Consider the following 26,436-nt stretch of genomic DNA (forward strand, 5'->3'; position numbering starts at 1 on the left):
ATCATGTCTGTGAAAAATACCAAGGTCAATAAGTCTTTTCGCCGTCGTGCTAATTTTTTCATCTTCAGCCCTGAACACATTATCCCGTTTGGCTTGTCGCTGTTTTTCGGGTTTATCGTCGTTGGGGTTTGGTGCCAAGCAAATTTTATCTGGGTCATGGTCTACACCTGTGCGCCCTTCGTCACTTGGCTGATTGTTGCGGGTCAGTCTCCCGCCAGAACGGCGGCGAAATATCACCATCCACCCCGGTGGCGGCGTGGTCGGGGTCGCCATTCTGTGTGGCTCAAACGCCAGTCTACCCCCGCCATTAGTCAGCAAATTTTACGTCAGGAGAAATTACGGTAATGGGTTTAGCGACTGCAATTCAGGCATTACGGGGTGATATGCCCACGGATTATTTACCGGCGATTGAGAATTTTTTAGATCTTGCCAAAATTGTTTGTCTCCGGAAAGGGGGTCACGATATCTGGGCGATCGCCAATACCCAAGGGGATTTAACCCAGTTTTCCTTCAGTGCCAGTTACCAGTGCATCCATGCCAATGAAGCCCATGAACCTTCCATGGCGGGTTTATTGTCAGTGCTGAAAGGTTTAGCGGAGCAGGAAAAACTCACTTTTTCGACGCAGGTAAGTTCCCATTTTGAGGCTTCCCAAGCGGATCATTTACCGAATCCAGCGGCACAATTACTTTGGTTGAATAAGGACAGTACGCGCCGCAATCTCGCCCACAGTAAACAACGCAAGCAGATCAGTTATCGCATTGACAGTACTTTTACCGTCGATGGGGCAGCGGTGGATTCGGATAATGGGGTCGAAAAGTTTTTCTCGAAAGTGATTCGTCGTTGGGAATCTCTGTTCACCGATGCAGAATATGAGCGGGAATATGACGCGTTACTTACTCTCTTTCAGTCTGCCTATCGGGCGGGGATTGAGTTTGAGAAAACTCTCTATGCCACGCTGAAACTAGATCAGGCGCAACTCTATGATGGCGATCGCCTCTGGGCTTTACTCAATCAGGCGATTGGGGGGAATTCGGCATTACCTTACTATTTATTTGTCGATCTCGATGATCCCCAACCGGAAATTCAGGAGTTTAAGCGCACGGGTGAAAGTCTGACGGGAGAACCCTTGTCATTGTTGTCACAGCTTTTTACCGACGAAAATTTTCCCCGGACACATCAAGAACACCTCTGGCTCCCCGCACGGCAACAATATTGCGCCATTCTAGGTTTTGAGGATTTGCCCGATGAGTTCACCTCACCGGAGCATAAATACCGTTGGCTCTGGGATTGCTTGATTTCACTGGATCTCAGCGATTATGACCTGATTACCCAATACAATTATGCGTCAGTAGATGGGGTGCGTAAGTCTCTGCAAAATTACACCAAGCAACAACTCCGTACCTCCAACAAAAATGGGCAGGCAGACCAAACGGCGGTGGTCACTTCCGAGGAAGCGATGGAGGCTCAACGGCTGATTCAGCAAGGGGATTATCCAGTTTATGTGGGCGTGGCGATTCTCGTTTATGCCCCTGATTTGGATATTCTCCGCGACAAGTTGACCCTCATTCGTAAAGGTTTTAACCGACCGACTCGCCTCTTTCAGGAGCGGGATTATGTCTGGCGCATTTGGCTGCAAACGTTGCCGATCAAAATGGAATTATTGTGGCGTTGTGCGGGGTTTGTCACGGGCGATTATCGGCTCTCCATCAATGCTTCGGCGGCGTTGGGCTTGGTCAATCTAACGGGCATCGTCAATCAGGCAACGACAGGCACGGAATTTATCAGTCTTCAGGGGGGCGTACCCTTTCGCGCCAGTTTGGAGGATGAATTTGGCAGTCCGCGTCACGGGGTTGTCTATGGCAGAACGGCTTCGGGTAAGTCGGTTTTGGTGGGTGATATGCTCGTGGAGGCAGCGTTTACAGGGGCGCAAATCACTTCCATGGATTTGGTCGTACCATCGGCAACCGAATCAGCAGCGGAGTCCCAGAAAACATCCTCGACTTATTCAGCGCTGATTAAATTTCTGGGGGGTACGGAGTTTGACCCTTCCCGTGAGGCTTCCAATATTCTGGAATTGCCGGATTTTTCCCACTTTCCGCCCCAAATTCAACGAGAACGACGGGAGGCGTTTGTAGAATCCATTGAGGCGATGTTGCAGGCTTTGGTGCTGGATGGGGTCACGGATTCGGGATTAGCCACCCAGGTTGAGTTTATCTTGACGACGGCGATCGCCCGTTTTTACCGTGATCTCGAAATTCTTGAACGCATTGAAACGGCTCAGAAAAATGGGATTAATTCTGCGGCATGGCAAGCCTATCCGACCCTCCAAGATTTCTACGAGCGGATCAATTATTCGCTGGTGCAAAATGACGACGAGGGGCAGCGACAGGCGGTTAATTTCATTCGTTCCGCCCTGATGAGTTGGATTGAAGGCGCAATGGGCAAACAAATCGCCCAGCCTTCCAGCGTTGATTTTTTCCATACGCCCTACCTGCAATTTTCCTGTCTCAAACCCAGTTCCGAGAAAAAGGCACGGGTTTTGGGATTAATGATTTGCAATATCGCCCAACGTCGCGCTCTGCAATGTTCCCGCTCTATTTTTTATATTGATGAAGCTTCTATCTGGCTCGAATATGCTGGTCTAGCAAGATATGTCGGTGTGCAAATGGCAACGGCGCGAAAGTCTGGTTTGACAGTCATTTTAACCACCCAGGATCCGGTGATTATCGAAACCAATGCTGCCAGTGCCAAGATGCGCACCAACCTATCCCTACGCATTACAGGACGAATCAACGGCGATGATATCGATCATTACCAGCGCATCCATCGCACCCCGGAAGCGATCATCAGCGAAAACGTTGCCAGCACCTTCAAAGCGGATCGCCGTCGCAGCACTTCCCAATGGCTCGTGGATGGCGATCGCCGTTATACCCACGGGCGTTATTTTGCCAGTCCCATTCTCGTGGGTTTATTGGCAAACAACAAAGAGCAAGTTATTGCCCGCGATCGCTTCTTTGAACAATACCCCAATCCCCTCGAAGCGGCTGCTCGGTGGGGTGCTCATTTCCAAACCTGTATGCAACAGGGCAAACCCTTAGAGGATTTTTAACCATGAAAAACCGCGCCAAAAAACTATTGATCATGATCCCCCTCTCCACGAGCATCATCCTCATTTCCACCGCTAAAAGCGAAGCTTCCGTCCTTGACGTCCTCAAAAATACTTGGAATCAAACCACCCAAATTATTTCCGGTGCCTTTGAAACCTATGTCGGGAGCCATGTTGAAGACTTCCTTCAGGTTTACCTTCCCCAAGGGATTGAGGCCATTACAGGCGCATTAGGACTCCCAGATCCCAGTGGTATTTTTGCTGAGATTCGGGACAATGCCACCCTCAACCAAACCGACATTAATGACATTGCAGAAGGCATATTAAGACAAACAGAAGTCGCTGCTGGTACTTCCAGTACCCTTGGCGAGATCGTCTTTTCTGCTGAGGGCCAACAGAATACCGAACAATTGTCAGCAACCTCAACGCAAATCTCTACCACCTCTGGCGATCTAGCAGATCAATGCCAAACCCTGAACATTACCCAGGAAGTCATGAAATGCATGACGCTCCAGATGGCGAATGAGACTCAGCTTTCCCGGATCCAAATCGAGCAAAATCAGCAGATTCTCCAACAACTTGCTGCAAATAATATTGCCCAAGCCAATGTTCTCAAAACTATGGCCCGTGCAGAACGTACTCAGCAAGCTGAACAGGATCGTGCCACCAATCAGATTCTCCGTGAGGTGCAGTTTAATAATGCTTTAGTTGATGATCTTTAAGTTTATTTATTTTCTCAAAAACTAAGTTAAAAGGGGAGAAGTTTATACTTCTCTTCTTTAGCCCACTGGTCATATCTGGGAGCATAACGACGCATGAATGAGGCAATTTACGAAAATTATAAGGATCTTGAGATTATACATCCCTATCTTTAAAGCATTTTATCAATCCTTATAATTGATGAAAAACTCCAGAGAAAAAAATCACCAAACTGTTTTTAAATAAAAATCTTGAATCACTGCATCTTTCGTGAGTAACTGCGCCTCATGTTGTTTTGCCAGAGCCACTACCACCCGATCCGCTGGATCGCGATGTTCCCAGTCCAAGCGTACACTTTCCACCCACAACCCTACATCAATCGGCACAACCCGCACCACATTTGACCGCAGCAGAGTATCAATATATAAATCCAGATCGACACCCAAATCCAATTTGCCCCGTTGCACCTTCAATGCAATCTCCCACAATGAAATTGAGGCAATCAAGCCATTCTTTTTCAATTCCATCTCATAGCAGACAACCTTTGCCGGAGCCGAAAGCAGATCCGGATCCAAACTCCACCAAATCAAAGCGCAAGTATCCAAAACAACTGTCATACCTCACCCCATTCCTCAGTTGTTGGTGTCGTCAGATCTTCATAATATTTGACCTTTCCCCGTAGCGGTGCAAATAGTTCTGCTGTTCCCTTAGATTGTCGATACCGAGAAATCTTAAACATGGGCTGACCATTATCCACAATGATGATCTCTTCATCCCCCTGATTAAGCCGTTCTAGAATACTCTCAAAGTGACTTTTAAACTGAATCTTAGTGATTTCCATGACATACCTCCAGTTGCAACAAACATAATTCTTTGAAAAAATTACCCATTGGCGATCGCCTGATCATTGGACAAGATATAGCTAATTTTATGCTAAATCCCTGCCTGATACCAACGGTTACTAAAACCCAAAATCTTGGCATCACAGGGCATAATATCCACGATTAAATCCTGATATAACCAACGGCATAATGGCGCGTCGAGTTCCGTACATTTCTCTAAACTCAAAGCCCTAAGGCGATCTGCTAACATATAATTTCAATGCGAGAGGCAATCTCAACCACACAATCTACATCTATTGTCGGGCGCACCTCATTCTTTTCTAAATTCTCAATCTGTGGATTAAGCATAAAGTCTTTTACTTAACTCCAACGCCGCTAATTCTTGTTCACGAATTTTTCCCGCTCGTAAACTATCTACCAAACAGAGTAATTCATATAATTGAGCATTTTCCTGATTTTCTACAACTTTTGGCACAGATTTATAAAGGGGCATAATTGCCTGGCCTTTTATTTTGCCCTTCGCTGAAGCCCACACATAAGGATTTTTCTCCTCTATCATTAACAATTTTTTCAATGGTTCGGCTGAATGAGCGGTAGGAATTCCGCGTATGATCGCTCCAGCTTCTGCAGGAAAAGCATATTTTAAACCATGCACTAAAAATTCCTCTAATGCTCCTTTTAAAATTCTTCTTTTGTTTTGATTATATAGATGACTCAGTTCACAACGTTGTAAGGCTTCATGGACGGTTGAGGCACTCATTTTTAGACTTTTTGCTAATTCGCTATATGTCCATGTTGTACCTAAGCAGTGAACTTGAAGTAAGATCACGATGTCTTGGGGTTTTAGCATTTATTTTTTTCTTCTCGTGACCTTTATTCTATATTCGCAAATTCCGAATAAGCAAGGTTAAAAGTTAATTTCTTCGTGGGCTGGGGCGGGAATAGTTGGGTTGACCATCAGTTCCCGCAGTAAATCCCGCTCTGGGTGAGCCTTGACTAGTGCTTGAATGGCTTCATCATCAAGGATTGCCAGCATTTCTGATAGTGGTAGGGATGCGGCTGATAGTTCGCCTTGGATGTGAGCATTTCGAGGGCGAGCGGCTCTGGCATAGGCGTAATCAAGTCGAGATTGGCAGGATTGCAGATTGCTCACCAGTTTGCTGAGGGCAGTAGTGAGTACAGCTTCATTGCGGAACAAGATGCGTTGGACATTGGCGATGGGTTGGATATGGCGACGCTTCAACAGATGACGTATCTGGATCAAGTTTTTAAAGAAGTTTTACGTCTTGTCCCCCCAGTGGGCGGTGGTTTTCGGGAAGTGATCAACACCTTCGAGTACAAAAATTTCCAAATTCCTAAAGGTTGGGCTGTGCAGTACCAAGTTGCCCAAACCCATAAGGACGAAGCCCTATATCCCGACCACGAAAAATTTGACCCGGAGCGTTTTTTACCGGAACGTCTGGCAGATAAACAGAAAAAGTTTGGCTTTATTCCCTTCGGTGGCGGTATGCGCGAATGTATTGGCAAAGAGTTTGCCCGTTTAGAAGCAAAAATTTTGGCATCAATGCTTGCCCGTGATTATGACTGGGAGTTATTACCTGACCAAGACCTATCGATGCAAGTGATTCCGACGCCATTACCGAAAGATGGTTTACAAATACGCTTTTATCGACGGGAAAAAGCCTCATAAATAAAAGAACAGGGCAGTGCTTAAAGCTGTCTAGAAAATTAAGTCTACTGCAAAATGCTACGTCTTTTATCATTGAAAAATTCTACTACAGTCATTTCAAATAGTGATGAAACGATCAAGAATCTCAAGTCCCTCTTAATAAGGGGGATTTAGGGGGATCCAAATTCTTGGACTCAACTGACATAACTATAATTTTTTCTTTAACTCAATTGCAGCTAATTCTTGTTCTCAAGTTTTACCCACTCGCAAGCTATCCACCAAACAAAGCAATTCATCGAGATGATTTTTGTTGGCATTGGTTTAGACTAATTTCTCTTCTGCAACTTCAATAAACTTTTGACTTTGCTCAATCAGCTTGGTTACATCCTCCGCAGATAATTCAGCATTATCCTCAATCGAATAATCCCCTTGGGTTCTTTTGTCCTGGGCATCAATCAAATATCGATGAAAGTTTGCTGGCACTAATCCTCTGCGAGCAATATCACGCCCAAATGCAGCGATCACAGCAGCATGACTGGAAAATGCCATGTCCTGCTCCCACAAAAAAGCTTCGGCAATATAAAACATAGTGTAGTAAGCTCTTGAACCCGCAAAATTATACATTTCACCTGCTGCTAACATTTGGGATGCCTTGAGGCTTTCGCGGGCTTTTCGGATGAACTTCTGCGTTTCAGGTTTCATATCACAATGCCTTCCTGTCTAATATTGTGGAGAAACGGAGAATTTTGAGTCGTAAAAGCTTCGGCGGAAATAAAGTGGCGAGAAATTACTGCGTCATAGTCTAGACATAACTGGCTGATAAATTCGCTTGTTCTGTCAATCTCAGCATAGGGATTTATCGCTGACTTTAGGACGACTAGAATATCGATATCCGAGTCCATTTTTGCTTCCCCTCTCGCTTGGGAACCATACAAAATAATTGATTCAAGCTGTTCTTCATACAGTTCGTTTAGTTTTGATTTGACCTGCTGAAGAATGACTTCTAGTTTTTGTCTAGTCATAGTGAAGCCCGGTAACTTTTCGGATATTCTCCTACTAGGCTACCTGACCTCTAGACTTTTCGGATACCTAAAACAAGGCCAGCAGCATCACCGGAATAGGTCTGGACTCTTCCTCTGCACACTCGACAGATTCCCATATGCCAACTCTGGCAATGAAGAGTACTGGGGAGACGCAACTACCCGAAAACCGATATTGTGTTGTTGCGATTCGCAGAACGGCAATTCTCTGGATTGTTCAAGCACCACCGCAAAGAATTTTACTAGCTTCTTCGTTTGAGTCATTTACCCATGCTGATCCCAATTAGAAGTTTATCTCTTCGTGGGTTGGGGTTAGCGGGTTTAGATTAGTCATCAATTCTTGCAGTAGATCTCGTTCTGGGTAAGTTTTGAGCAGTGCTTGTATGGCTTCATCATCCAAAATTTCCAGCATTTCGGACAGTTTTAGGGATGCTTCGGATAGTTTGTCTTGGATGTGAGCATTTTGGGCGCGGGTCGCTCTAGCGCAGGCATAATCAAGGCGGGATTGGCAGGATTGCAAGTTGCTCGCCAATTTACTGAGGGCAGTGATGAGTACGGCTTGGTTGAGATCGTGGACATTTTTTTGTGGGTTATTCATGGTGTTTATAGCTTGGGATGGTGGTGAGGTTGTTCGTTAGATACTGAAATGGGTAAGGGCTGTGGCTGTTCTTTGGTAAATAATTGCTCGGCGGTAGTCAGGATTTTTTGGAGGTAGGCTCGGGTAGATTGGGGCTGAATTTTATGAATATCCCGCAGAGCTGGATCGCCTTGTAATAGAGTCGCGGTGAGTTCTTGTACTTGCAATCCTTTCTGTAAGCCTCTTTGGGCGACGGTTTGGAGAAAAGTTTCGGGGTGTTGGCGGTCTAAATTCGTTGCAAGTTGCTCAAAGGTGGCGACCCGACGATCTTCCTGCATGGCGGAGTGGATGGCTTCACTCAGGGGTTGACCGGCTTTGAATTGTTCGGCGATCGCCTGAATGCCCTGTAGATAATTGGCGGCTTTATCGATACAGCGGGCGTGAGCATACCACTGCCGTAATGCAGTCACGGACTGCTGAAAAGCGGCAAAATCATTTTCCATCGCAGTGACAGCTTTTTCCTGTAGGGGTTTTGTCGTCACTTCCTGAATCCGTTGCAAATACGCTGGGGATTTGGCGATCGCCCTCGCCACTGTACTCCAATTCTCCGGACTAATGGCCAAATCTCTCGGACTTGAGGGGACACTATTCTGAAGCGGCGGGTCAGATTTTAGAACAAGCTGTTCCTGGGAATACGCTATTTTTTCTGGAGTTTCGGGAGCTGCTGGTGGCTCTGCAACAATGATCTCTTCCTCTCGCCCTGGAACGAAATCTTGCCGACTGGCTTGCATGACTTCCGCCCAACCCTGGGCCAAAAGATTCCCAGAAAATAATTCAGCAAAACGATAATCTTTATTTCGCAGTTCACCTCCCGTTAAAGGGTTATAACTCGCCGTTTCTAGCAACGATAAATTGCCCCGCTGCCCAATCTGAAAGACCATTTCCGCATCAATATAATGATCCCCATTCAATTCAGCGTAATGGCTCAAATAAAGCTGTTCACCATGCCGTTCAATCACAAAGGGTAAATAACCCCCCTGTTCAAAACGTTGATGGAAACTCTCTTCTGCCAAGACTAACTCTGCAAATCCCGATTCATGGAGAAGTTGGGCGATATGTTTCGCTGCCTGACTCCCCTGTTTCTCTGACGACAAAATACTCTGGGTTTTAGCTCTTGAGGACTGCACCGACGCAGTATATTCAGAAACCGCAGTTATAAGTATGGGTTCAAGGGACTCAGGCAGTGGTGGAGTGGCTATTGCGGCGGGTGGAGCATTGAAAATTTGCAATTGTTCCGTGGCTTCAGGCTGAACTGGAGTCGTTACCATCTGCTGTAATGTCGGCAAAGATTGTCCTAAATGTTCCCTTAATAATTCTTTGTAACTGGGATCATGGACGGCCAATTTTACTTTTAATGCCTCCATCAAAACCTGTACAACTGCCTCTAAATCCTGGGGAAGCACCCGCATTTCCATGCGTCCACCCACGGAATAAAACTCTTCTTGGGCAGCTTGGAGTAGGGATTCATTGAGAAAATATTTCCCGCCGCGACTCGTGGCTTCTGGAACCTGCAGCACAAAATATTCGGCAGCATCCCCATTTAAACGGGCTTGACCATTGGCTTTAATCGCTAAATCCAACGCCAAGGATTCCACCACACCTCGATTATGACTCCATTCCGTGAGGAAAAGTCTGACCTGTTCCGAATTTTCAAAAAGTACAGGTTGCTGCTGGAGCTGCTCGACGATATCAAAATCCTGGTGCATCAACAGTCCCTGTCGGGTTTGCCCCTGCTGGTCGGTAAAGTTCACAAACTTACCCTTGGGAAATTTTTCGTAGGCTTTCAGCAAATTGCCGGTAAAGACCTGCATTTCTGTCCGCTGTGCCTGTTGCAGACGGTCAAACTCACTATAAATATTCCGTTCTGAATCCGCTGGATTGAGGGTAATACTAGAGGCCCGTCCGGTATTGATTTTAGAAAAAGGTAAAGAAAGCCGTTTCCCTTCGAGGCTGATAATTTGCATCATCCAGTTGGTGGGGGCACTAGGACTACCGATCATGCGACTTTTTTGAGTAATGTCTATCACCACACCGGAGGAAATTTTTACACTTTCCAAACCAAGGCTAAAAAACTGAACGGGTTCTCCCACTGGAAATTGCTCAATGATCTTCTGAACAGCATCCCACTGTTGATCGAGTTTTTCCTGGGTTTTTTCTAGAGTTGCCGCAGATCTGAGTTGGGACAATACCCGCTCTCGATAGACGGTCATCGCGGTTTGGAGGGCTTGGAGTTTGACCTGACCCTGTTGTTCGGCGATCGCCTGAATAACTTCCAGATCATTCTCGTCAATGGTTTTTACCTTGGGTTGTTCGAGATTTTCTCGCACCAAGTTCATTACCTGTAATTGGGAAGGGGGTTTATTGATTACATTGGCATCGACCACCTCCAGCACCACAGTTCCAGTAAATTCGCTGACTACATTGGCATCCGCTGGCACAACTTCCATCATTGCTACAGTGCGGGCATCGAGGTCGAGTTTATCCGCCGCAAGAATGTTCTCCCCCATCGCCTCTTTTTGTTTGATCAGGGCTTCAGTTTCGGTTTCGATGATGCCGTAAAGTTCTTCTTGGTCTGACAAAGGTAAAAGGGGGATACGTCCTGTCACCCGTTGGATGAGGGCAGTATCTCCGTCTAAACTGCCCCGTGTCGGGTAGGACAACATGGCATCGAGTTCTGGATTTTCCTCTAATAATTCGGTGATTACCTCCTCTCCAGCGGTATTCATAAAATCAGTCACATTGCCGACACTGAGGGCGGAATCCCGTCCGGCGGTGGTATTGGCATTGAGGGATGCCATTTTTTTCGCCAAGATTGCGCCCAAACGTTTCTCGGCGGGAACATCTGCCATTACCAGGGTGAATTTTGGCTCGATCACCTGCCCAAAACGGTTTGCCCGTCCCAACATTTGCATCATCTGGTTAATATCCCGCTCAGTCTGGGCGACGATCATGTGTCGGGGGCGTTGGTCAGTAAATTTCTCAGAGGCATGGAGGCTAATCCCCGTCGCACCGCTGCGGTTTAAGATGACAACATCTAATTGCCCACTGTTAAAGCGATTGACAATATCAATTTTGGCTTGGGGGCTGGTGTCCTTGGCGGAACGGAGGACATAGGTCATGCCTGAATCGTTGTACTGGAGAATGCTGCTGCGTCCTGTAATTTCATCAACGCGATAACCCTCCTGGGCTAAACGGTATTTCATGTAATCGATGGAACTGAGGGGAATTTTGGAAAAATCGGCATTGGCAAGGATTTCCTTGGCTTCTTCAAAGGCGGCGATCGCCTCTTCACCCAACTGGTCAGCGGTCATGGGCATTCGAGTACGTTTGCCGAGATAGTCGGTAATAATGACATCGCGGGAACGTTCGAGATAACGGTTCAGAACGTCGCCAAAGGTAATTTCAATTGCTTCCCCTGCCTCGATGCCTTGGTCTTTGGCATAACTGCCGATGAAGCTATCCATGGTATTGGACAGGGCAATTAAGGGTTTTTCGCCTCGTTCCAGGGCGGCGATCGCCTCTTGGACGGTGGCCTCTGCTTTTTGGGAAAGTAATCCCTGTTCAATAGCATTGTGCATGAGGGAAGTAAAATTTACCGACTGCACACTAGCCTGCCCAATGGAATTGTCCTCGCTAAGACTCTTCGCTTCTGCCCTCACCTCCTTGCGCAATTCCTTCATTGCCTTGGCTTTGGTCGCATCAAAGCGATCAATCGCTCGCATCACGGCGGAAATATTGTCGGCAACGTCTTGATCTACAGGAACAGTCTTGGCATCGAAACTAATATTGTCAAAACTCCGTTCCCGTCGCAGCATATTGCCCGCACGGACAAACTGGGTTGCCATCATCTGCTGGAGGGGAATTCCTCCCGCTTTTAGGGTATTTTCCAGGCGATACATACTGTCTACCGCATGGATTGCATCGGTTCCTCTAGCATATAAATCCATTACGGCGGGATTTTTAGTGGCAGTGGCAGACATAAACACTGCACCAGCACTGAGATCCACTAATTCCCGCACAAATTCGGCGCGGTTGGGAGCCTGTCCGGCATTCCAGGTTTCAGCTTGACTACCACCAGCTTCGTGGGCTTCATCGAAAATAAAAACCGAACGGTGGGCGATCGCCCTCAAGAATTCCCGACGGTAAGGCTCTTGATTACTAACCGTTTGTAGCTGGTTATAGGTGGTGAAGACCGCATCATAACTCCCTAGATCCATACGTTTAGCGAGTTGGAACATTTCCGCTTCCTGACTCGCTTTATCGCCTGTAGTTAGCACGGCTCCATTGTTCAAGGCAAGTCTTTCACCGTTATTAGTGATAAATGGCGTGAGTCCACCGTGACCAATATCTGCCAAATCCTCTAGCATCGCCGCATAAAGATTGGGTTTCTGGGTGACAAACACGGGAATATAACCCTGCCGTTTCGCATCAATGATATTGGCAGCACCAAATCTGCCTTTTCCATTGCCGGTCTGGTCGCCATTGAGGAAAATTTTGCCCTTATCCTTCTGGGAAAAGGCGAGGGCCAGGGCATCAATCTGCTCGGCATACAACACCTCAAACATCGCTGCTTTGGATTCATACCCCAACCTCGTCTGCACAAACTCGTCGAGATTGCCATATTCTGTTTCCAACTGATCCAAGGCTTTTTGGGCTGCTACCGCCATATTGGTGGGGATCAAGGTTTGCGGCGATCTCCCTTGGCTGCGGGGTTGGTAGGGAATATTAAATTCTTCACGCATAATCTGAACTGCATCTATTGCAAAGGTGTCCTGAGTTCCGACAGAAATTGGGAGATTGTCACTGCGTCGTGCTGTGCCATCGCTTCGGGATTCGCTTCTAAACTGGCTAGATTCATGGGAAATTCCACCATTGAGTTGGTCGTCTGCCACCAGTCCAGCCATGTTGAATCGAATTCCAGCAGATTCACTGCCCAGTTCATCATCCAGTCGCTGATTTCGTCGGTGTCCTCTTTCTGATAGAGCAAAGGAGCCATTAAAAACGGATTGAGTTGCTGTAATGTCTGCTCCAAATCCTGCTGTAAGTTCTCCATCGGTTTGTTCTGTTCCAAGTGTTGACGGCACATCCATTCCACCCGCACCTTCATCAATTCGAGATATGTTTGCCAGTCGAGGGCTGTTAGGTTGGCTGGAATCCGCACCATGAATAACGCCTGATCCCCCTCCCCTGAGGGAATCCACACTCGGTCGGCTGTTTGGTACTCGCTGTAACTCGGCAATTGGACGGTGCTGAAGATAGTCATCGAGAAATCCTCGTAATTGGTTAAAACTTGTGTAAATTCGGGGCGATTCTACGGCGGGTAAGGGGCGTTCCGATTGACCCCTTCCAGCAATCTGGATGATGTCGATCGCCCAACCTGCCCCCTGTTTTCGGTACAAATCGCCGCTGATGGTGAAGTGATCAATGACGTTGTACTGCTGCTGCAAGATATAAAAAAAGCGTCGGGTTTCCAGACTGTTATAGGCCTCCGCCCGTTCCGCTGGGGTAATTTCTGGTTTGCCTCCCAAAATCAAAACTGCTCTACCATCGTCTTTCATCGCCTGCAACGAATGGAGGGCGATCGCCTGATCAATTTGGCTTGTTGTCCCCATCTCTCCAGCGAGGCGAAATCGCTTCCCCTTCACCCGACCAAACGGCGGATTCATGATCACCACATCATAGAGTTGGTTCGGCAGATATGCCGTTGCATCCTGTTCCGTCACTGTGAACCCTTGGCTACGGAGTTGATTAGCTCGATCTGGATTCAGTTCATTAACAGTACAATTTTCCGGTGCTGCCCCTAGCAATAATGCTCCGTTTCCTGCGGTCGGTTCATAGATTTTTGCAGTTTGACTTCCCGGCTCAATGGCGATCGCCTGAATGCCCTGTAGATAATTGGCGGCTTTATCGATACAACGGGCGTGAGCATACCACTGCCGTAATGCAGTCACGGACTGTTGAAAAGCGGCAAAATGAAAGATGTAGCGAGCGTTAACACTATCAAAATCTAATTTGAATAATTTTCTATGATTTGTCGGATATCTTCGGGAGAAATATTTGCTCTTTCGGATTTTGTGTACAGCGTCAATAAAATAATGCCTGTATCGGTTTTGAGATAGTAAATTAGTCGATAACCACCACTTTTTCCTTTCTGAACATCACTATTACGGATTCTCAGTTTAAAAACAGGATAGCTCACGCCGGGAATTTGATCGCCGGGTAACTCGCCTTGGCTAAGAGCTTCGATAATGGGCTGAAGATCTTGCTTGATATTGCGATATTTCTTGCCTAATTTACGGAGATTGCGACGGAAAACAGCGGATGTTTCAATTTGGATTGGGTTTTTATCCGGCATGGTCGATATCATCCCAAAGTTTTTCAATGGGAAGGGTTTGTCCGGTCATTGCTTCATGCCATGCTTGCCGGAAATCATCGAGTAATTCTGCTCTTGTGGGTTCGTCGTCGGCTTCGTCTTCTTCGGGAATGAGGATAATGACTTCGACACGGCTATTTTTAATCGCAACTAAAGGATCATCAAGGGTAAGTTGACCCTGAGCATCAATGGTTGCCATGACTTTTTGTGCTTTCATAAAATGACTCTCTTTATCTAAGTTAGTGATGGTAATTTAATCTTGAGTTTTTCTAGTTCTTGATTAATCCAATGAATTGCAGTCTTTTCATCTGTTTCAATCGCTTTTTCAACGCCGTGTTTGGCAATTTCTAAAAGTTGTTTTGATTGTGCTTTTGAATGAAAAGATGACTTTATAAACTGCACAATTTTATTTTGTGATGCTGTTGGCAAGAGTGGAATTTTAATTGCTGCCAAATCCGGTTGTGAAATACTGTAATAAGCTACACCATGAACTCTTCGCTCGACTTGTAAATATCCAAATTTGGAATTTAGAAATAAGCTTACATACTCTGGACAAAGTTTACTTTTATACTCTTCATTGATACGAACCAGCATAATTTCACTACTGATTATCGCATCAACTTCATTCTCTGTTACCACTGCTGAGTTCCCAAAACTACCTTTTCGAGTGAATAAAATATCTCCAGTATGTAAACCGACTGATTTTGCGACATCATCCATTGTGATGGGAATTTTAACAGCACTGTCATAATTAATTTGCCCATTTTTAATGTCTCCAACACGAATATATGGAGTTCCTTCTTCTGTGTATTCTCGATAATCAAAACCGTTTTGTATCGGTTCAATCAACATTCCAAGTGGCTCCACAGAAAAACCACAGTTCTGAATTGCTAATTCTGCTTGATCATATTTGGGTTGGTAATATTCAGCATCTAACCTTGCATCGCCCAGCAAAAATGACTCAGAAAAACGCTTAACTGCAACTGTCTCCTCCGTCGGCTCCCAATCCTTTAACCCCAACTCCGACAGCAATAAATCTTCCGCCTCTTGATAAGTTTTGATCGACTCTAATCTCTTAAGATGTGCTCTATCAAATATTTCTTTCAACTTCAACTGAAACTCCCTATTTAAGAGTGGAATTTTTACTGCTGCGAGTTCTTGAGAATTAACATTTGACTGATTAATTGAAATTCTTGCTCGCCTTTTTATATCCCAAATACCCAAATTAGAATTCAAAAAAGCAACTAAATATTCAGGCAGTATTTTTGATTCATCAGTCCTTACTCGTATCAAATAAGATGCAAACACAAATTCACGGTCTGAGGATATTTTAAATAATCCTGTTCTTCCAACAAGATCAAAAGAGTTAGTTCTATTAAATAAAATATCTCTTTCCTTTAATTTATATTTCTCTATCTCTATAGAAGAAATCTTGGCAGATTTTAGAACATCAATATCACACAACATATTGTGTATTTCATTCATCCTATATATTTTTGTGCCTTCTCCCTCCTCATTCATTTCTATTGAAATTCCATACTGAACTAGTGTCAAATGTTTTCCTATATCAACATATTCATACTTCTGATTTTTTAAAGGTGGTTTTCGATGAAATTCACTGTCAACTCTAAAGTCTTTATTTTTTAAAGTTTCACTGAGTAAAACTTCACTTGCTTCTAGCCCATCCATTAACCGCTCGTACTTATCTTTACTAAATGGCGTAACAAATGGGCTTTGTTCAAAAAAACTGAGCTTTTCCTTCTTCACAAATTCCATAAACGCTTCAGCAATGCCATCCTCCGTTAACCCCTCATGGTTAAACAGATCATGGTCAATCACCAAATGTTGATGCTCATCTAGCAGTAAATCTCTTTCTTTGTCCCTAGCCGATGACATCTCCTCATCCGGTGGAACGATCCGCCGATAAATCTTTTCCCCCGAATTATCCTTACCCGACTTCTGCATCGTCGCAAAAAAGATATTGTAATCATCCTGTCTCGGACACAACGCCCCGGCCCTCGGATCATCATTCCACTTCTGCACCAATAACACCGATGTCTTTGTGCCCGTGTGCGGCTTAAAAGTATTCCCATGCAAACCCACCACCGCCAAAATCCGGCAACGCTCCGCAATAAACTCCCGAATTTGCTTATCCGACGAATTATTGAACCGACCCTGCGGTAAAACAATTGCCATTCTGCCCCCCGGCTTCAGGAAATCCAGATTCCGCTCAATAAACAGAATGTCCCGCCCGACTTTCGTTTGCCACTTACCATTCGGCTTTTTTGACAACGCATACTTATGAATAATGCGCCCTTCCTTGATGTCCCCAGCAAACGGCGGATTCGCCATAAGAACATCAAACTCGAACTCTTTATAACTATTGCTATTCTTCCGCAGCTTCTTTAAACGCTTAAAACCATCATTGTAAGTATCATTCCACGACTCCTCTTTAGTGATTTCGTCCCACCCGTCATAATCCAACGTATTCAGACGCATCACATTCGTTTGACCGTCCCCAGCAATAAGATTTAGAGTCCGCGCCACCCGTACCGACTTTTCATCAAAATCAATCGCAAAAACCCGTTTCTCCACATATTCCGTACAACGGTGGGGCTTTTCCTCGATGGTAAAAAGATGACTCGCCTCGATCCCTTCATCCTCTAGGATTTGCTTCCACACATGAAAAATTGTATGTACAGGAAACCCAGACGAACCCGCCGCCGTGTCGATCATGTACTCATCCTCTTGCGGATTGAGCATTTTGACACACATATCAATCACATAGCGCGGCGTAAAATATTGCCCCTTCTCACCTTTGCTGCTCTGGTTCACCAAATACTCAAACGCTTCATCAATCACGTCTAAATTTGAGTTGAACAGCTTTACATTTTCCAGCGATCGCACACAAACTGATAAATGAGAAGGCGTGAGTGTAATCTTAGAATCCTCACTAAAGACCCCCTCCCACTTTTCCTTCGCTCGATCAAACAGATCTTGAATCTTATTTTTTAGAGCCGTTTCCGTTTGCCCCGTATTCCGAAACTCTAAAATACGCTTATTTCGGTTGCTACCTTGCCCAGAGAGCCATTCATCATAGAGCTTGGTGAAAATGAGCTTAAAAACTTCCTCAAAAACATCCACCCCAGCATTTGCTAAAACCTCATCCTCCATCTCCTCGATTAATGCCCGCAAAGACATCTTTTCATTCACGAGGCGATCATTTTGGATCAGATCCTCCAACGTGAACTTGATTTGTAGAATATCCTCAAGGGTTTGACTTGCCTTTGGGATATCAGTAATCCGCTCAAAATAATTTGGATCTTTTCGATGCCAACGGGAAATCGAGTCCCCATTTGTCCAGACCCCAATCGGCGCACCTGTCGCATTGCAATAAGACTTAAGCTGATCCTTTCCCGCTTTTTCTTTAGGCTTCTTCAGCTCGACAATCACATAAGGAACTGTTGGGCGATCCACATCCATGATCGCAATATCCGCCTTTTTCGTTTCCGTGCCAAACTTCACCGGATATTCCACGATTATGCGATCCGATGGATAACCATATCTACCTATCAAGACTTTCAAATAAAGCTGTCTGACTATTTCTTCCGGCTTAAGCTGAATATCCTTATTTCGTATCAAACACTTAATGTAAGGCTTCTCGACTTTTTTCACTGTCTTCAAAAAGATTGAATCCTCAAGCCAATCAAGATCTTCAGGTTCAAATTGAGAGAGTTTATATTCTGAGTCTTTGAGAATGTCTGCCAGTTGCATGAATATCCTTATGTGTCGCTCCCTAACCAGGGTAGTAAGATTGGCTGTTTTAGTATAAGTCTTGAAAAGATACGCTAAAACTACCGACGTAAGATTTTGACACAATCTATTCGATAAGTGATCGCCCCTGATCTCGCTCCGGTTACGCCCAATGCCTCTCTGTCTACTGCCATGACTCCGCCCCAAAAGATGATGAGTTTTGGCGCGTTGCCGGAAAATTCAGTTCAGCCTAGGGTTTCACCACCTCGTCCTGCACCATCGTCTTCTCCTCTTGAGGAAACTCTTCAAGATGATTCGATTTTGTTGGTGCAGCAGGAAACGTCTTTTTTGCGAGGCGATCGCCAATTTTTAGTAGAAGGCGGTCAATCCCTCACTGGCACGGTGACGCAACAACTGATTGCAGCAGAGAAAGCAATTCTCCACATTCGCACGGCGGAGGCAATTTTAGGTTTACTTGCGGATTCACGGCTGCTGGCGGAGATCACCCAGGTTATGGATGGATATTTGGTGGCGGAGGTGCGAGCAATTCTCCAAGGCGATCGCCCGCCCGTTCTTCTACCCAGTGGAACCATGACCGTTTCAGCCTTAGATGGACGTTTATTAAAAGCCAAAACGGATCAGAGCTTTTTGCAAACTCCCCTTGGTCGGGCGTTGCTGGGGGCAGGCCGAGGACTGGCGGATCAGTACATTAGCCGCTCAGAAACATTTTTCCAAACAGAATCAAGCACTTCCATCACAAAGGCTGGGGGAAATAAGGATTGGACGAGCCTTGGCAGTGCTGCCCTCAAGGGTTTGACAGATTCACTGCTGGCCGAACCGGATGCCGGATCAGCAGTGCAATTGATCCAGCCCAACACTTCTGTCCAGTTAACAATTCACGCTCCTTTTGTTCTTTCTTTATAAGGTTATTTTCGATGAAATCTCTTGCAAAGCTTTCTGTGTTGACACTGATTTTTGGACTGTGGGGGGTGCCTGTCTTGGCGCAAACCCAACGGATTTTGGCTGAGGCAGCACAACGTCAGGTTCCCACCATTGCGCTCAAGGTCAACCAGGGAGTTAATCTCACGTTGCCAGATGGAGTTTTGGCCTATAAGGGTTGGCTGGACGATGGTTCGCTGATTCAACTCGATGGCGATCGCCCATTCGAGCAGGGGGCGTCTGTACTCCATTTGGTTGCTAATCAAACAGGACAAGCCCAACTTAGCCTCGTTACCCGTGATGCAAATCAAGTGGAATCGCTCTATGTTTTTAAACTGGTGGCAGGTTCCCAAGGGAATAGTATCGTCAATGTCACAGCCCACCCCATTAACACTGCGCGGGCTTCAACGGCTCAGACTCCGAATGCGGTACGACAACTCCAGCAAGGTGTTCGCCTAGCGATTGAGCAACAGTTATTGGTAGAAAATTCGGAATTACACCGGGCGATTCAGGGGGCAATTTCTAAGATTGACCAAGGAATGGCCATGGAACAGGCGGCGACTACTTTTCAACTCGATCCCCGCACCCTTGCCCAGCTTTTCCACATGGGTCAAGGTGAATCTTTACCAGATAATCCCACGCGCCAGGAGCCACTATTAGTCAGAGTTGAGGGAGTTTCCGAAACTAATAATGCTGACGTTGAGGCCAGACTGACGGCTTTGGAAAATCAGGTGGAGCGTTTAGATGGTCGCGTAGCCAGTTTGGATTCCCAGCAATCAGAATTTTTGGCGCAATTGCAAACCCTAGATCAGCAGCAGGAAATTTTCGCCACCCTCCTACAACGGCAAAATCAGGTGGCCCAGCGTCTTGATTCACCAAAAAGTAAACCCATTACCCTCGCAATCAATACAATTCCGCGTCCTACAGCGACCCCTGTTCCTCGTACCCTAGATAATCATCAAATTGCCAATGCAATCGCCAGAGGGCTGATCACCCACCCTGATACCCCCTACCGGAGTAGACTCTATCTGCGTTACCAATCAATGATCCGCAGTTTACGACGGGGTTCTACCCTTTCCCAAGCAGCACGACAAGGCAATCTCCAGCTTAACCATGTGAAATCGGTGCTGAAAAATGCGGGGGTTACACCGGAGGCAGTGGGGCTATGAAATTGCCATTGCTTTGGGTCTCTCTGGTCTTAATATTGCTGCTGAGTTTTGGCTGGGGCTCCCGCAGCGCCGCGACTTCTGCACCGACAGTCGATCTGGAAACGTTACGCTGGGCTGATTTTCCGCCGATTCAAACCAGTGCTTTCTATCAAGTTGATACGGGTTTATCGGCGCAGGTGGGGTATTCCCTCGATAAACAAATTCAAGTGGGCGATCGCCTGACGGATATTTTTACCCTGGGGGATATGGCGAATACGGGAATTGCGGATTTATCGCCGCTGCAAATTGCATCCCTGGCACAGCTTGATTTACAAGATATTGCCTTATCAACTTTTTCCCATTTCACCCAGCAATCTTTAGGTTCTCTGGTTGATGCATTACCGACGATCAAAAATCTACCTCTAGCCAATGTTCCGCCACTAGCGGATTTGGTGACAAGTCAGGTAGGGGGGGAATTACAAGATTTACTGTCTGACAATCTTGGGGCATTGCCGAACAATCCGACGATCACTCAACTGCCTATTTCCCAAATTCCGAATTTATCAACTTTTTCGGTGGCAGATATTCCCTCGTTAGCGGAAACGTCCCTCAAGGCATTTACGGGCTGGCAGGGGATTCCTCTCAAGGATATTCCTGGTCTGGATCTCATTCCCCTGGCTGATTTGGGCCTTCTATCCCCTTCGGCGATCGCCACATTGGATATTGTTTGGGGAGCGGGTGAGGCAAATGCGACCTTTCAACCCATTTCTGGCAGTACCAAAGTTGGGTTTCGTTATCCTTGCCAACAGGAAAACTGCGCCTACATCGAACTTTCGGGGCAGGGACGCCAGGGCGATCGCACTCACTCATGGGCAGTTCTCGTGGACTTAAATAACTCAGGCTCAATTAGTTCGAAAGAAATGACTGACTGAATTCAGTTAATTTCTCTTCCGTTTTAGGCTGTAGATAAAGCACACACTCGCGAATAATAGTATTTTCGTCAATTTTTTTCTGGATGCAATACTTTTGAATAGCTTCGTCACTCAATTCTTCGATGACATTTGGATGTAACATAGCTACTGGAGTTTCTTGTTGACATTCAATTATATTTAGTAATGACTCTGGAGTATGAGACTGAAACTCTTTTGACTCAGGATTAAAGAGTAATGTTTGGTATTCTCCGTCTACACTCAATAATAAAAATAATAAAGCTACACGTCCTTTGTATAGTAATGCACTCCGTAAATCACTAGGTAATGATTGAGTGTATTTCCTATGTTGATGTAATTTTCGTGTGTGCATGAAAAAGGGAGAAATATCTTTATCATCCGCATTTTCCAAAGTAAATCTACCTTTTTCTACTAATATTTCAGGAGCAAATTTTGGTATTGCTACGTTTTGATTGAATTCAGATGTTAAGACAGGTAAATCTGTTAATTTTCGTGATTCCTCATGACGATGCATTAAATTTTTCCAACGTTTTCCAATATCTAGAAATTCACTCTCTAATTCGGCACTCATTTGCGATTTTGGAATAAGCGTATAAACTTGAACAGTCCTAAATTCTTCCCACAAACGTAAAATTCTTCCTGCTCTTTGAATTGGTTCGATTGGAGTCCATGCAATATCATAGTTAACAACTACCGATGCATCTTGCATATTTACACCAATACCATAATTATCTGTAGTAATAAAAATATCATAATTTTTTAGTTTTTGTCTGTCATTTGGAACAAAATTATTTGCTACTGGAGCAAATAAATTAATTGCTTCTTCTACCTTTTTAAGACTCTTTGCTTTATATTCATAATGTCGATTCGAGATCATTTCTTTTGAAATAGTACAAAAGACTTCAAGATTGGGGTTATATTTAAGGATAGTTTCTTCCAAATAAATGGCTGTCGGATAAAGTTCTGTAAAAATTACAATTTTCTCTTTGGGAGAATGGCGCTCAATTATTCTCAATAAGCTTTGTACTTTAAGGTCTTGATCTATACTAAAAGATTCCAATTTTTTAATAATAGGGTTGAGTTTAGTCTGACGCTCTTCACGAGTAATAAGAAACTCAGACTTCTCTTTCTTGACAAAATCATATTCTCTCTCTCCTCCTGGGGTATCTACGACTTGATACAAAGTGTTTAATAATGCAGATGGAGAACTAGACCAACTTCTCTTAACTTGCGTAAGAATATTTTTTCGAAACATAGGATGAGGTGTATTGAGATCAAAGTAACCTTCTTTAATGCAACTTAAAAGATCCCATTCTAAATTAGACTCTGATTGTGGAAATAGGGGGAACTCCAGAGTGAATAAATTAATTTCAGGGAAATATTTTCTTTTTTCACCAAATAAAACATAAAGACCTTTTTCGTCTTTTTCACTATAGTATTTTGCAACATGAGGCGTTGTTAATTGTTGTGCAACGGGTAACTCAGTAAAATCTTCTGGCTCTTCGATTTTCCAAGTGCTGCTATCATCAAAATATTCTGGAAGTAAGTATGGTTTATAATCTTTAGAGGTATGGGGTAATAAATGAAGTTGAACATTAATATTATTAATATCTGTAGCATATGGAGATCCAGTTAGTAGTAGAACTCTAACTTGTTCCATAGTTGCAATTTCATTTACTAGCTCATTAATTCTTTGAAATGCTTTTCTTTCTCTTCTTTTTTCAAGTTTTGAATACTTATTTCCGAACTGATCAGGATAACGCTTACGCAGTTTATGACTTTCATCAAAAATTAACAAATATCTACTTTTTTTCTCTTTTATTTTTTGTCTGATACGTTCCCAGTCATCTAATCCTTGAGCGTTTCCAGTTTTTTTATCTAGGATTTCAAGTGTAAAATAGTCAGCGTGAATACTAGCATCTCCGATTTCATATCTCCAAGATTTCTTAACTGGATTTGGACAAAGCACTATAACATTATCAATTATATTTTCTTTATGTAAATGAACAGCTATCCAAGTTCCTATAACAGTTTTTCCTAAGCCGGTTGAAGCAACTAACATTGAACCACCATATTCTTTGATTTGTTTAAGCGCAAGAGAAATCATATCTTTTTGGTAAATTAATGGCTCTTTATCATAAGTTGTTGAAACTTCTTTAGTCTGATCTAATGCAAGAATTGTCTTTAAATAAATATCCCAGGGTCGACACAGCTCTAGCCATTTTTTTAAATGTGTTAATAACTCTTGAGTAATATCAATGGCATTTGAAAAATAATCATTAAATTTTTTGATTAATTCAGCTACTTGTTGTGTAATATAAGAATTCAACTCTGTTTTGATCTCTTGAGAAGCGTTATTTGTTTGTTGAATATATTGGTCAACAAGCAATGATGAATATATACATCCAGACTCTATTTGTTCAACTAAGCCTTTACCCGTCGTATTAGAAGATGTAACAATTGCTGTATCTGAATCAACAATGTAAAGTTTTGCATGATGGTCTGTTGCTCTTGCATCAACAATATGGAAATTATTAGATTCAATTTTTGCAATTAAATCAAGTACTGTTTGTCGACGTTCTCGGTCTAGTCCTGTACGAAGATCTAGAAGAATAGCATCGATCAATAATTTTCTTGCTCTTTCTTCACCTGGCTCATCGATACCGACCAACAAATAAACTTTCTTATTTTTTGTAGAGGATCGAATGAATCCCCATCCCCGGAGTGTAAAAAATCCACTTGCGATGCGAATTTCACTTTTACCTTGTGAAAAGTAATGCTTGATTTGCTTGATGGTTGCTCCACTTTCAAACCATGTAACAGGAAAATTCTGCATTTGAGAGAAAAAATAAATACAAAAATATTATAACCGCCTCTTCTTAATTCGAGAAATGATTTTAAAATTTTGATGGTCAATTAAGATGTAGAGTACAACACAAAGGAGCGTTCTCGGCAAAAAGGCGGCAATTCCAGCAGTCATACGGAGCATAAGCAATCCGTTGCTATTATCGACCCCAGTGAAATTCTGCAATTCTCCCAGGAGAAAGCGATTATCTGGAATCGCGGCATTGGCGATCGCCAGGGTTCCTGCATTCCTCTGATCCAAACCATTATCATTCCAGACCATGATCTCAAGGCGTTTAAGGAATCCACTGCTGATTGGGAAACCCTCAAGGAGCAGTTTTTAAAGACGGCATTGCCCCACTTCACCCAGCGAGATTTTATCAAACGTGATCTCGCTCTAATTTCTGCCTATCAAGAGATTTGTCCAGATCTTCCCCAAGCGAAAACACCTACCAGTAAAGAAATTGACCTCGATCAGCTGCGTCAAGATGCCCAAGCGTTTCGGGCAATCGATGCCTCAGAAACTGCCGACTTAATTGCTGCTGTTTTTTAATTCTGAAATTAATTTCAACTCTTTGTCCGAATTTTTACGCCCTTTTTCTCTTACCCCATAGAAGGCTGTTTCAGTTTTCAAAACCCTATCTAATTCGTTATTTGAGGTACTTTCCCATGCTCATGGATTCTGACCAAAAGCTCATCGATGACCTCCCAGAGGCAATTCGCGCCAAGGTCGATTTTTCTGAATCCCTCGGTTTACTCACAGGTCAAGGTTGGGACGCTGAACCCCTGCCTGACGGTTACCTGCCTGAATTCGTTGAGATCTACGCCAATGGTGCAGATGACACCTGTTTGATGATTCAAGATGGTCGTCTGGCCTACATTGATCCTGACTTTCTTGGCGATCGCACTACCTCCACCTTTGTCCTTGTAATCGACGAAATCCCCCGCTATGTCCAAGTCCATGGCGAACTCATTCTTGACACTTTAGGTGGCTGTTTATTACCCGATATTTTATTATCTCCCGCTGCTCAAATGTCTTGTTTACTCAAGGCTTTAAAACAATAGTCTCGATTTTTGTTTGACTTTATTTTTGAGGAATCTATGGATATTCAACAATCTAGTGACCAGCAATCTGCCCGTGACATTACCAACAGTTCCGTTGAAGCAACTCAACTGACCCTTTCAGCCCTTGATCAATTTCTTCAAAAGCTCCTTCAATTGGGTATGAAGGATGATCAAGAGATCACTATTCGGGTCGGCTCTAAGAAAATTTATGATGGTGCTGTTGACGGAAATGGCAAACGCTCTAAACTCACCCCGAAAGAAACCAAAACTCTCAGGGAAGCTTTTTCGCCTCAGAAAAATTCTGGTTCTGTGCGCATTCTTGATAAGAAGAATACCCTTTTATTTAAGAGTAAAGAAGGACAGATTGCCAAGAACTTACTGTCTCATTTCCAAGCTGAAACTATTACCCCTAAAACACCTGATCCTGATGCTATAGTATCGCCTTCATCTGAAACTATGTCTACTGCAACGGCAGAACCGGAAAGTGCCTCGCCTGTCTCCCAGGAACAGCTTGATGATCTGCAAAATCAACTCCATGTAACGAATGAAAAGCTTCATGAGTTGCAGGCACGGTTGGATAATTTGGTGAAAAGTCGTCCCTTTAATCCCACCCCGGTTCATACTCCGAATCAACGGGTTGGTGACTGGTTTAATCAGCAGCGCAACATGGTCGCCGATAAACTGCGTGGTTTAGCAAATCAGTTTTCTGTCACTGCCTCCCAGAAGTTTAAGCAAACCCACAACCAGGTCAAGCAACAAATCCATCAAACTCTTAGCCATACTGGACAACAGGCAGCCACGGTTTTTATGCAAAACTTCGTTGAACCTGCGGTCAAGGTCGTTGTCAGTCAGATGGAAAAAATTGGTGAGGTGGAAGTCGCTCAAGACGGCACTAAAACTTTCCAAACCAACGCTATTTCTTGGCAAATTACCCCTGACGGTGGCGTGAATTTAACCCGCAAGGCTGACAATCAAAAAATTACACCGACCTCTGCAACCCCGAAGGACATGAACATTCTCCAGAGTTTTGTCCAACAAGCCCATGAATGCTATGGACAAACCCAGAAACTGCTTCCTCAATCGGCTTCAGTGGAAAATCACCCACCTAGCCATCGTTCCCAGATTCAGAAGGCATAGATCATGGAAGCATTTGCCCTGATCTATTTCGCCCACCAACTGATCTCGTTATGGGATGTATCCTCTATCGAGGTCGCTGGCTTTGGGTCTGTCTGCTGGTCATCGAGGGAACAGGCAGTTTTGTCCTTAATCGTTCCTTTCTACGGATGGCTTTTGGCTCTCCTCCCGCCCTTGAATGTCCGGTACAACGCTAAATTTTCGTTTTTGACATCCTTCGGGATGTTTTTTTACGG

General features: G+C 44.4%; 25 protein-coding genes. 11 read left to right on the forward strand and 14 right to left on the reverse strand.

Features of this window, described 5'->3' with window-relative positions:
- Positions 1–3 precede the first annotated feature (3 nt).
- Genes AACQ84_RS15320 through AACQ84_RS15330 form a run of 3 tightly spaced genes read left to right on the forward strand, consistent with a single transcriptional unit; the run spans position 4 to position 3,829 of the window.
- Positions 4–345 (forward strand): hypothetical protein, encoded by a 342-nt coding sequence (locus tag AACQ84_RS15320; protein WP_041444096.1) that lies wholly within the window; start codon positions 4–6, stop codon positions 343–345.
- A complete protein-coding gene (locus AACQ84_RS15325) occupies positions 345–3,110 on the forward strand; it encodes a hypothetical protein (protein WP_012308619.1) in 2,766 nt (921 codons plus the stop codon). Before AACQ84_RS15320 ends, AACQ84_RS15325 begins: the two co-directional genes overlap by 1 nt.
- Positions 3,111–3,112: 2 nt before the next feature.
- Complete coding sequence (locus tag AACQ84_RS15330; RefSeq protein WP_012308620.1) at positions 3,113–3,829, forward strand: hypothetical protein; 717 nt, start codon at positions 3,113–3,115, stop codon at positions 3,827–3,829.
- Positions 3,830–4,030: 201 nt separating this feature from the next.
- On the opposite strand, the gene AACQ84_RS15335 is transcribed toward AACQ84_RS15330, so the two are convergent.
- The 5 genes from AACQ84_RS15335 to AACQ84_RS15355 form a co-directional block, all read right to left on the reverse strand.
- Positions 4,031–4,423 (reverse strand): type II toxin-antitoxin system VapC family toxin, encoded by a 393-nt coding sequence (locus AACQ84_RS15335; protein WP_012308621.1) that lies wholly within the window; start codon positions 4,421–4,423, stop codon positions 4,031–4,033.
- The gene (locus AACQ84_RS15340; RefSeq protein ID WP_012308622.1) at positions 4,420–4,647 is read right to left on the reverse strand and encodes a type II toxin-antitoxin system Phd/YefM family antitoxin; all 228 of its coding nucleotides are present in this window, start codon (positions 4,645–4,647) and stop codon (positions 4,420–4,422) included. Before AACQ84_RS15340 ends, AACQ84_RS15335 begins: the two co-directional genes overlap by 4 nt.
- Positions 4,648–4,739: 92 nt before the next feature.
- Positions 4,740–4,898, reverse strand: a complete 159-nt coding sequence (locus AACQ84_RS15345; RefSeq protein ID WP_156785488.1) for a hypothetical protein — start codon at positions 4,896–4,898, stop codon at positions 4,740–4,742.
- A 90-nt stretch (positions 4,899–4,988) separates the two neighbouring features.
- On the reverse strand, positions 4,989–5,498 hold the full coding sequence (locus AACQ84_RS15350; RefSeq protein ID WP_012308623.1) for a hypothetical protein: 510 nt from the start codon (positions 5,496–5,498) through the stop codon (positions 4,989–4,991).
- 57 nt (positions 5,499–5,555) lie between these two features.
- The gene (locus AACQ84_RS15355; protein WP_238986482.1) at positions 5,556–5,891 is read right to left on the reverse strand and encodes a hypothetical protein; all 336 of its coding nucleotides are present in this window, start codon (positions 5,889–5,891) and stop codon (positions 5,556–5,558) included.
- On the opposite strand from AACQ84_RS15355, the gene AACQ84_RS15360 reads away from it, so the two are divergent.
- Complete coding sequence (locus tag AACQ84_RS15360) at positions 5,877–6,338, forward strand: cytochrome P450 (protein WP_049761787.1); 462 nt, start codon at positions 5,877–5,879, stop codon at positions 6,336–6,338. The two genes, AACQ84_RS15355 and AACQ84_RS15360, sit on opposite strands and share 15 nt — an antisense overlap.
- Before the next feature lie 300 nt (positions 6,339–6,638).
- On the opposite strand, the gene AACQ84_RS15365 is transcribed toward AACQ84_RS15360, so the two are convergent.
- The 7 genes from AACQ84_RS15365 to AACQ84_RS15395 all read right to left on the reverse strand — a co-directional run bounded on the left by AACQ84_RS15365 (position 6,639) and on the right by AACQ84_RS15395 (position 18,141).
- Positions 6,639–7,019 carry a HEPN domain-containing protein gene (locus AACQ84_RS15365; protein ID WP_012308625.1) on the reverse strand — a complete coding sequence of 127 codons (381 nt, stop codon included), beginning with the start codon at positions 7,017–7,019 and terminating at the stop codon, positions 6,639–6,641.
- Positions 7,016–7,339: a nucleotidyltransferase domain-containing protein gene (locus AACQ84_RS15370; RefSeq protein ID WP_012308626.1), complete on the reverse strand. Its 324-nt coding sequence runs from the start codon at positions 7,337–7,339 to the stop codon at positions 7,016–7,018. The genes AACQ84_RS15365 and AACQ84_RS15370 overlap by 4 nt, the downstream gene beginning before the upstream one ends.
- Before the next feature lie 301 nt (positions 7,340–7,640).
- A complete protein-coding gene (locus AACQ84_RS15375; protein WP_012308627.1) occupies positions 7,641–7,955 on the reverse strand; it encodes a hypothetical protein in 315 nt (104 codons plus the stop codon).
- Between the two features lie 5 nt (positions 7,956–7,960).
- Positions 7,961–13,945: a strawberry notch C-terminal domain-containing protein gene (locus tag AACQ84_RS15380; RefSeq protein ID WP_049761781.1), complete on the reverse strand. Its 5,985-nt coding sequence runs from the start codon at positions 13,943–13,945 to the stop codon at positions 7,961–7,963.
- 56 nt (positions 13,946–14,001) lie between these two features.
- Entirely contained in the window at positions 14,002–14,349 is a 348-nt protein-coding gene (locus AACQ84_RS15385; RefSeq protein ID WP_041444097.1) for a type II toxin-antitoxin system RelE/ParE family toxin, read from the reverse strand.
- Positions 14,339–14,584 carry a type II toxin-antitoxin system RelN family antitoxin gene (locus AACQ84_RS15390; protein ID WP_012308630.1) on the reverse strand — a complete coding sequence of 82 codons (246 nt, stop codon included), beginning with the start codon at positions 14,582–14,584 and terminating at the stop codon, positions 14,339–14,341. Before AACQ84_RS15390 ends, AACQ84_RS15385 begins: the two co-directional genes overlap by 11 nt.
- A gap of 17 nt (positions 14,585–14,601) precedes the next feature.
- A complete protein-coding gene (locus AACQ84_RS15395) occupies positions 14,602–18,141 on the reverse strand; it encodes an N-6 DNA methylase (protein WP_012308631.1) in 3,540 nt (1,179 codons plus the stop codon).
- A gap of 117 nt (positions 18,142–18,258) precedes the next feature.
- Here AACQ84_RS15395 and AACQ84_RS15400 point away from each other — a divergent pair, with 117 nt between their 5' ends.
- From AACQ84_RS15400 to AACQ84_RS15410, 3 genes are read left to right on the forward strand one after another with little or no spacing between them, the layout of a single operon-like run.
- Positions 18,259–19,044, forward strand: coding sequence for a hypothetical protein (locus AACQ84_RS15400; RefSeq protein ID WP_012308632.1), 786 nt, complete (start codon positions 18,259–18,261; stop codon positions 19,042–19,044).
- 11 nt (positions 19,045–19,055) lie between these two features.
- Complete coding sequence (locus tag AACQ84_RS15405) at positions 19,056–20,228, forward strand: hypothetical protein (RefSeq protein WP_143589479.1); 1,173 nt, start codon at positions 19,056–19,058, stop codon at positions 20,226–20,228.
- Positions 20,225–21,139, forward strand: a complete 915-nt coding sequence (locus AACQ84_RS15410) for a hypothetical protein (RefSeq protein WP_012308635.1) — start codon at positions 20,225–20,227, stop codon at positions 21,137–21,139. The genes AACQ84_RS15405 and AACQ84_RS15410 overlap by 4 nt, the downstream gene beginning before the upstream one ends.
- Here the strand turns inward: AACQ84_RS15410 and AACQ84_RS15415 are convergent.
- The gene (locus AACQ84_RS15415) at positions 21,114–23,993 is read right to left on the reverse strand and encodes a helicase-related protein (RefSeq protein ID WP_012308634.1); all 2,880 of its coding nucleotides are present in this window, start codon (positions 23,991–23,993) and stop codon (positions 21,114–21,116) included. The two genes, AACQ84_RS15410 and AACQ84_RS15415, sit on opposite strands and share 26 nt — an antisense overlap.
- Before the next feature lie 27 nt (positions 23,994–24,020).
- Positions 24,021–24,284, reverse strand: a complete 264-nt coding sequence (locus tag AACQ84_RS15420) for a hypothetical protein (protein ID WP_012308636.1) — start codon at positions 24,282–24,284, stop codon at positions 24,021–24,023.
- A gap of 69 nt (positions 24,285–24,353) precedes the next feature.
- Between AACQ84_RS15420 and AACQ84_RS15425 the strand changes: the two genes are divergently transcribed.
- From AACQ84_RS15425 to AACQ84_RS15440, 4 genes are all read left to right on the forward strand, one after another.
- A complete protein-coding gene (locus tag AACQ84_RS15425; RefSeq protein WP_012308637.1) occupies positions 24,354–24,554 on the forward strand; it encodes a hypothetical protein in 201 nt (66 codons plus the stop codon).
- A gap of 116 nt (positions 24,555–24,670) precedes the next feature.
- Complete coding sequence (locus AACQ84_RS15430) at positions 24,671–25,066, forward strand: hypothetical protein (protein WP_012308638.1); 396 nt, start codon at positions 24,671–24,673, stop codon at positions 25,064–25,066.
- A 36-nt stretch (positions 25,067–25,102) separates the two neighbouring features.
- The gene (locus AACQ84_RS15435; RefSeq protein WP_012308639.1) at positions 25,103–26,203 is read left to right on the forward strand and encodes a hypothetical protein; all 1,101 of its coding nucleotides are present in this window, start codon (positions 25,103–25,105) and stop codon (positions 26,201–26,203) included.
- Between the two features lie 50 nt (positions 26,204–26,253).
- Positions 26,254–26,397, forward strand: coding sequence for a hypothetical protein (locus tag AACQ84_RS15440; RefSeq protein WP_156785489.1), 144 nt, complete (start codon positions 26,254–26,256; stop codon positions 26,395–26,397).
- Positions 26,398–26,436 lie beyond the last annotated feature (39 nt).

Origin of the sequence: Picosynechococcus sp. PCC 7002, assembly GCF_963860125.1 — a bacterium.
Taxonomy (GTDB): Bacteria; Cyanobacteriota; Cyanobacteriia; order Cyanobacteriales; family MRBY01; genus MRBY01.

What these genes read in the sequence shown, in the direction of transcription:
- AACQ84_RS15370 (WP_012308626.1), bottom strand. Translation starts at nt 7,339, where the DNA reads ATGACTAGACAAAAACTAGAAGTCATTCTTCAGCAGGTCAAATCAAAA.
- AACQ84_RS15365 (WP_012308625.1), bottom strand. Translation starts at nt 7,019, where the DNA reads ATGAAACCTGAAACGCAGAAGTTCATCCGAAAAGCCCGCGAAAGCCTC.
- AACQ84_RS15410 (WP_012308635.1), top strand. Translation starts at nt 20,225, where the DNA reads ATGAAATTGCCATTGCTTTGGGTCTCTCTGGTCTTAATATTGCTGCTG.
- AACQ84_RS15340 (WP_012308622.1), bottom strand. Translation starts at nt 4,647, where the DNA reads ATGGAAATCACTAAGATTCAGTTTAAAAGTCACTTTGAGAGTATTCTA.
- AACQ84_RS15440 (WP_156785489.1), top strand. Translation starts at nt 26,254, where the DNA reads ATGGGATGTATCCTCTATCGAGGTCGCTGGCTTTGGGTCTGTCTGCTG.
- AACQ84_RS15430 (WP_012308638.1), top strand. Translation starts at nt 24,671, where the DNA reads ATGCTCATGGATTCTGACCAAAAGCTCATCGATGACCTCCCAGAGGCA.
- AACQ84_RS15395 (WP_012308631.1), bottom strand. Translation starts at nt 18,141, where the DNA reads ATGCAACTGGCAGACATTCTCAAAGACTCAGAATATAAACTCTCTCAA.
- AACQ84_RS15385 (WP_041444097.1), bottom strand. Translation starts at nt 14,349, where the DNA reads ATGCCGGATAAAAACCCAATCCAAATTGAAACATCCGCTGTTTTCCGT.
- AACQ84_RS15405 (WP_143589479.1), top strand. Translation starts at nt 19,056, where the DNA reads ATGAAATCTCTTGCAAAGCTTTCTGTGTTGACACTGATTTTTGGACTG.
- AACQ84_RS15375 (WP_012308627.1), bottom strand. Translation starts at nt 7,955, where the DNA reads ATGAATAACCCACAAAAAAATGTCCACGATCTCAACCAAGCCGTACTC.
- AACQ84_RS15330 (WP_012308620.1), top strand. Translation starts at nt 3,113, where the DNA reads ATGAAAAACCGCGCCAAAAAACTATTGATCATGATCCCCCTCTCCACG.
- AACQ84_RS15415 (WP_012308634.1), bottom strand. Translation starts at nt 23,993, where the DNA reads ATGCAGAATTTTCCTGTTACATGGTTTGAAAGTGGAGCAACCATCAAG.
- AACQ84_RS15345 (WP_156785488.1), bottom strand. Translation starts at nt 4,898, where the DNA reads ATGTTAGCAGATCGCCTTAGGGCTTTGAGTTTAGAGAAATGTACGGAA.
- AACQ84_RS15420 (WP_012308636.1), bottom strand. Translation starts at nt 24,284, where the DNA reads ATGGTCTGGAATGATAATGGTTTGGATCAGAGGAATGCAGGAACCCTG.
- AACQ84_RS15325 (WP_012308619.1), top strand. Translation starts at nt 345, where the DNA reads ATGGGTTTAGCGACTGCAATTCAGGCATTACGGGGTGATATGCCCACG.
- AACQ84_RS15435 (WP_012308639.1), top strand. Translation starts at nt 25,103, where the DNA reads ATGGATATTCAACAATCTAGTGACCAGCAATCTGCCCGTGACATTACC.
- AACQ84_RS15350 (WP_012308623.1), bottom strand. Translation starts at nt 5,498, where the DNA reads ATGCTAAAACCCCAAGACATCGTGATCTTACTTCAAGTTCACTGCTTA.
- AACQ84_RS15390 (WP_012308630.1), bottom strand. Translation starts at nt 14,584, where the DNA reads ATGAAAGCACAAAAAGTCATGGCAACCATTGATGCTCAGGGTCAACTT.
- AACQ84_RS15320 (WP_041444096.1), top strand. Translation starts at nt 4, where the DNA reads ATGTCTGTGAAAAATACCAAGGTCAATAAGTCTTTTCGCCGTCGTGCT.
- AACQ84_RS15360 (WP_049761787.1), top strand. Translation starts at nt 5,877, where the DNA reads ATGGCGACGCTTCAACAGATGACGTATCTGGATCAAGTTTTTAAAGAA.
- AACQ84_RS15335 (WP_012308621.1), bottom strand. Translation starts at nt 4,423, where the DNA reads ATGACAGTTGTTTTGGATACTTGCGCTTTGATTTGGTGGAGTTTGGAT.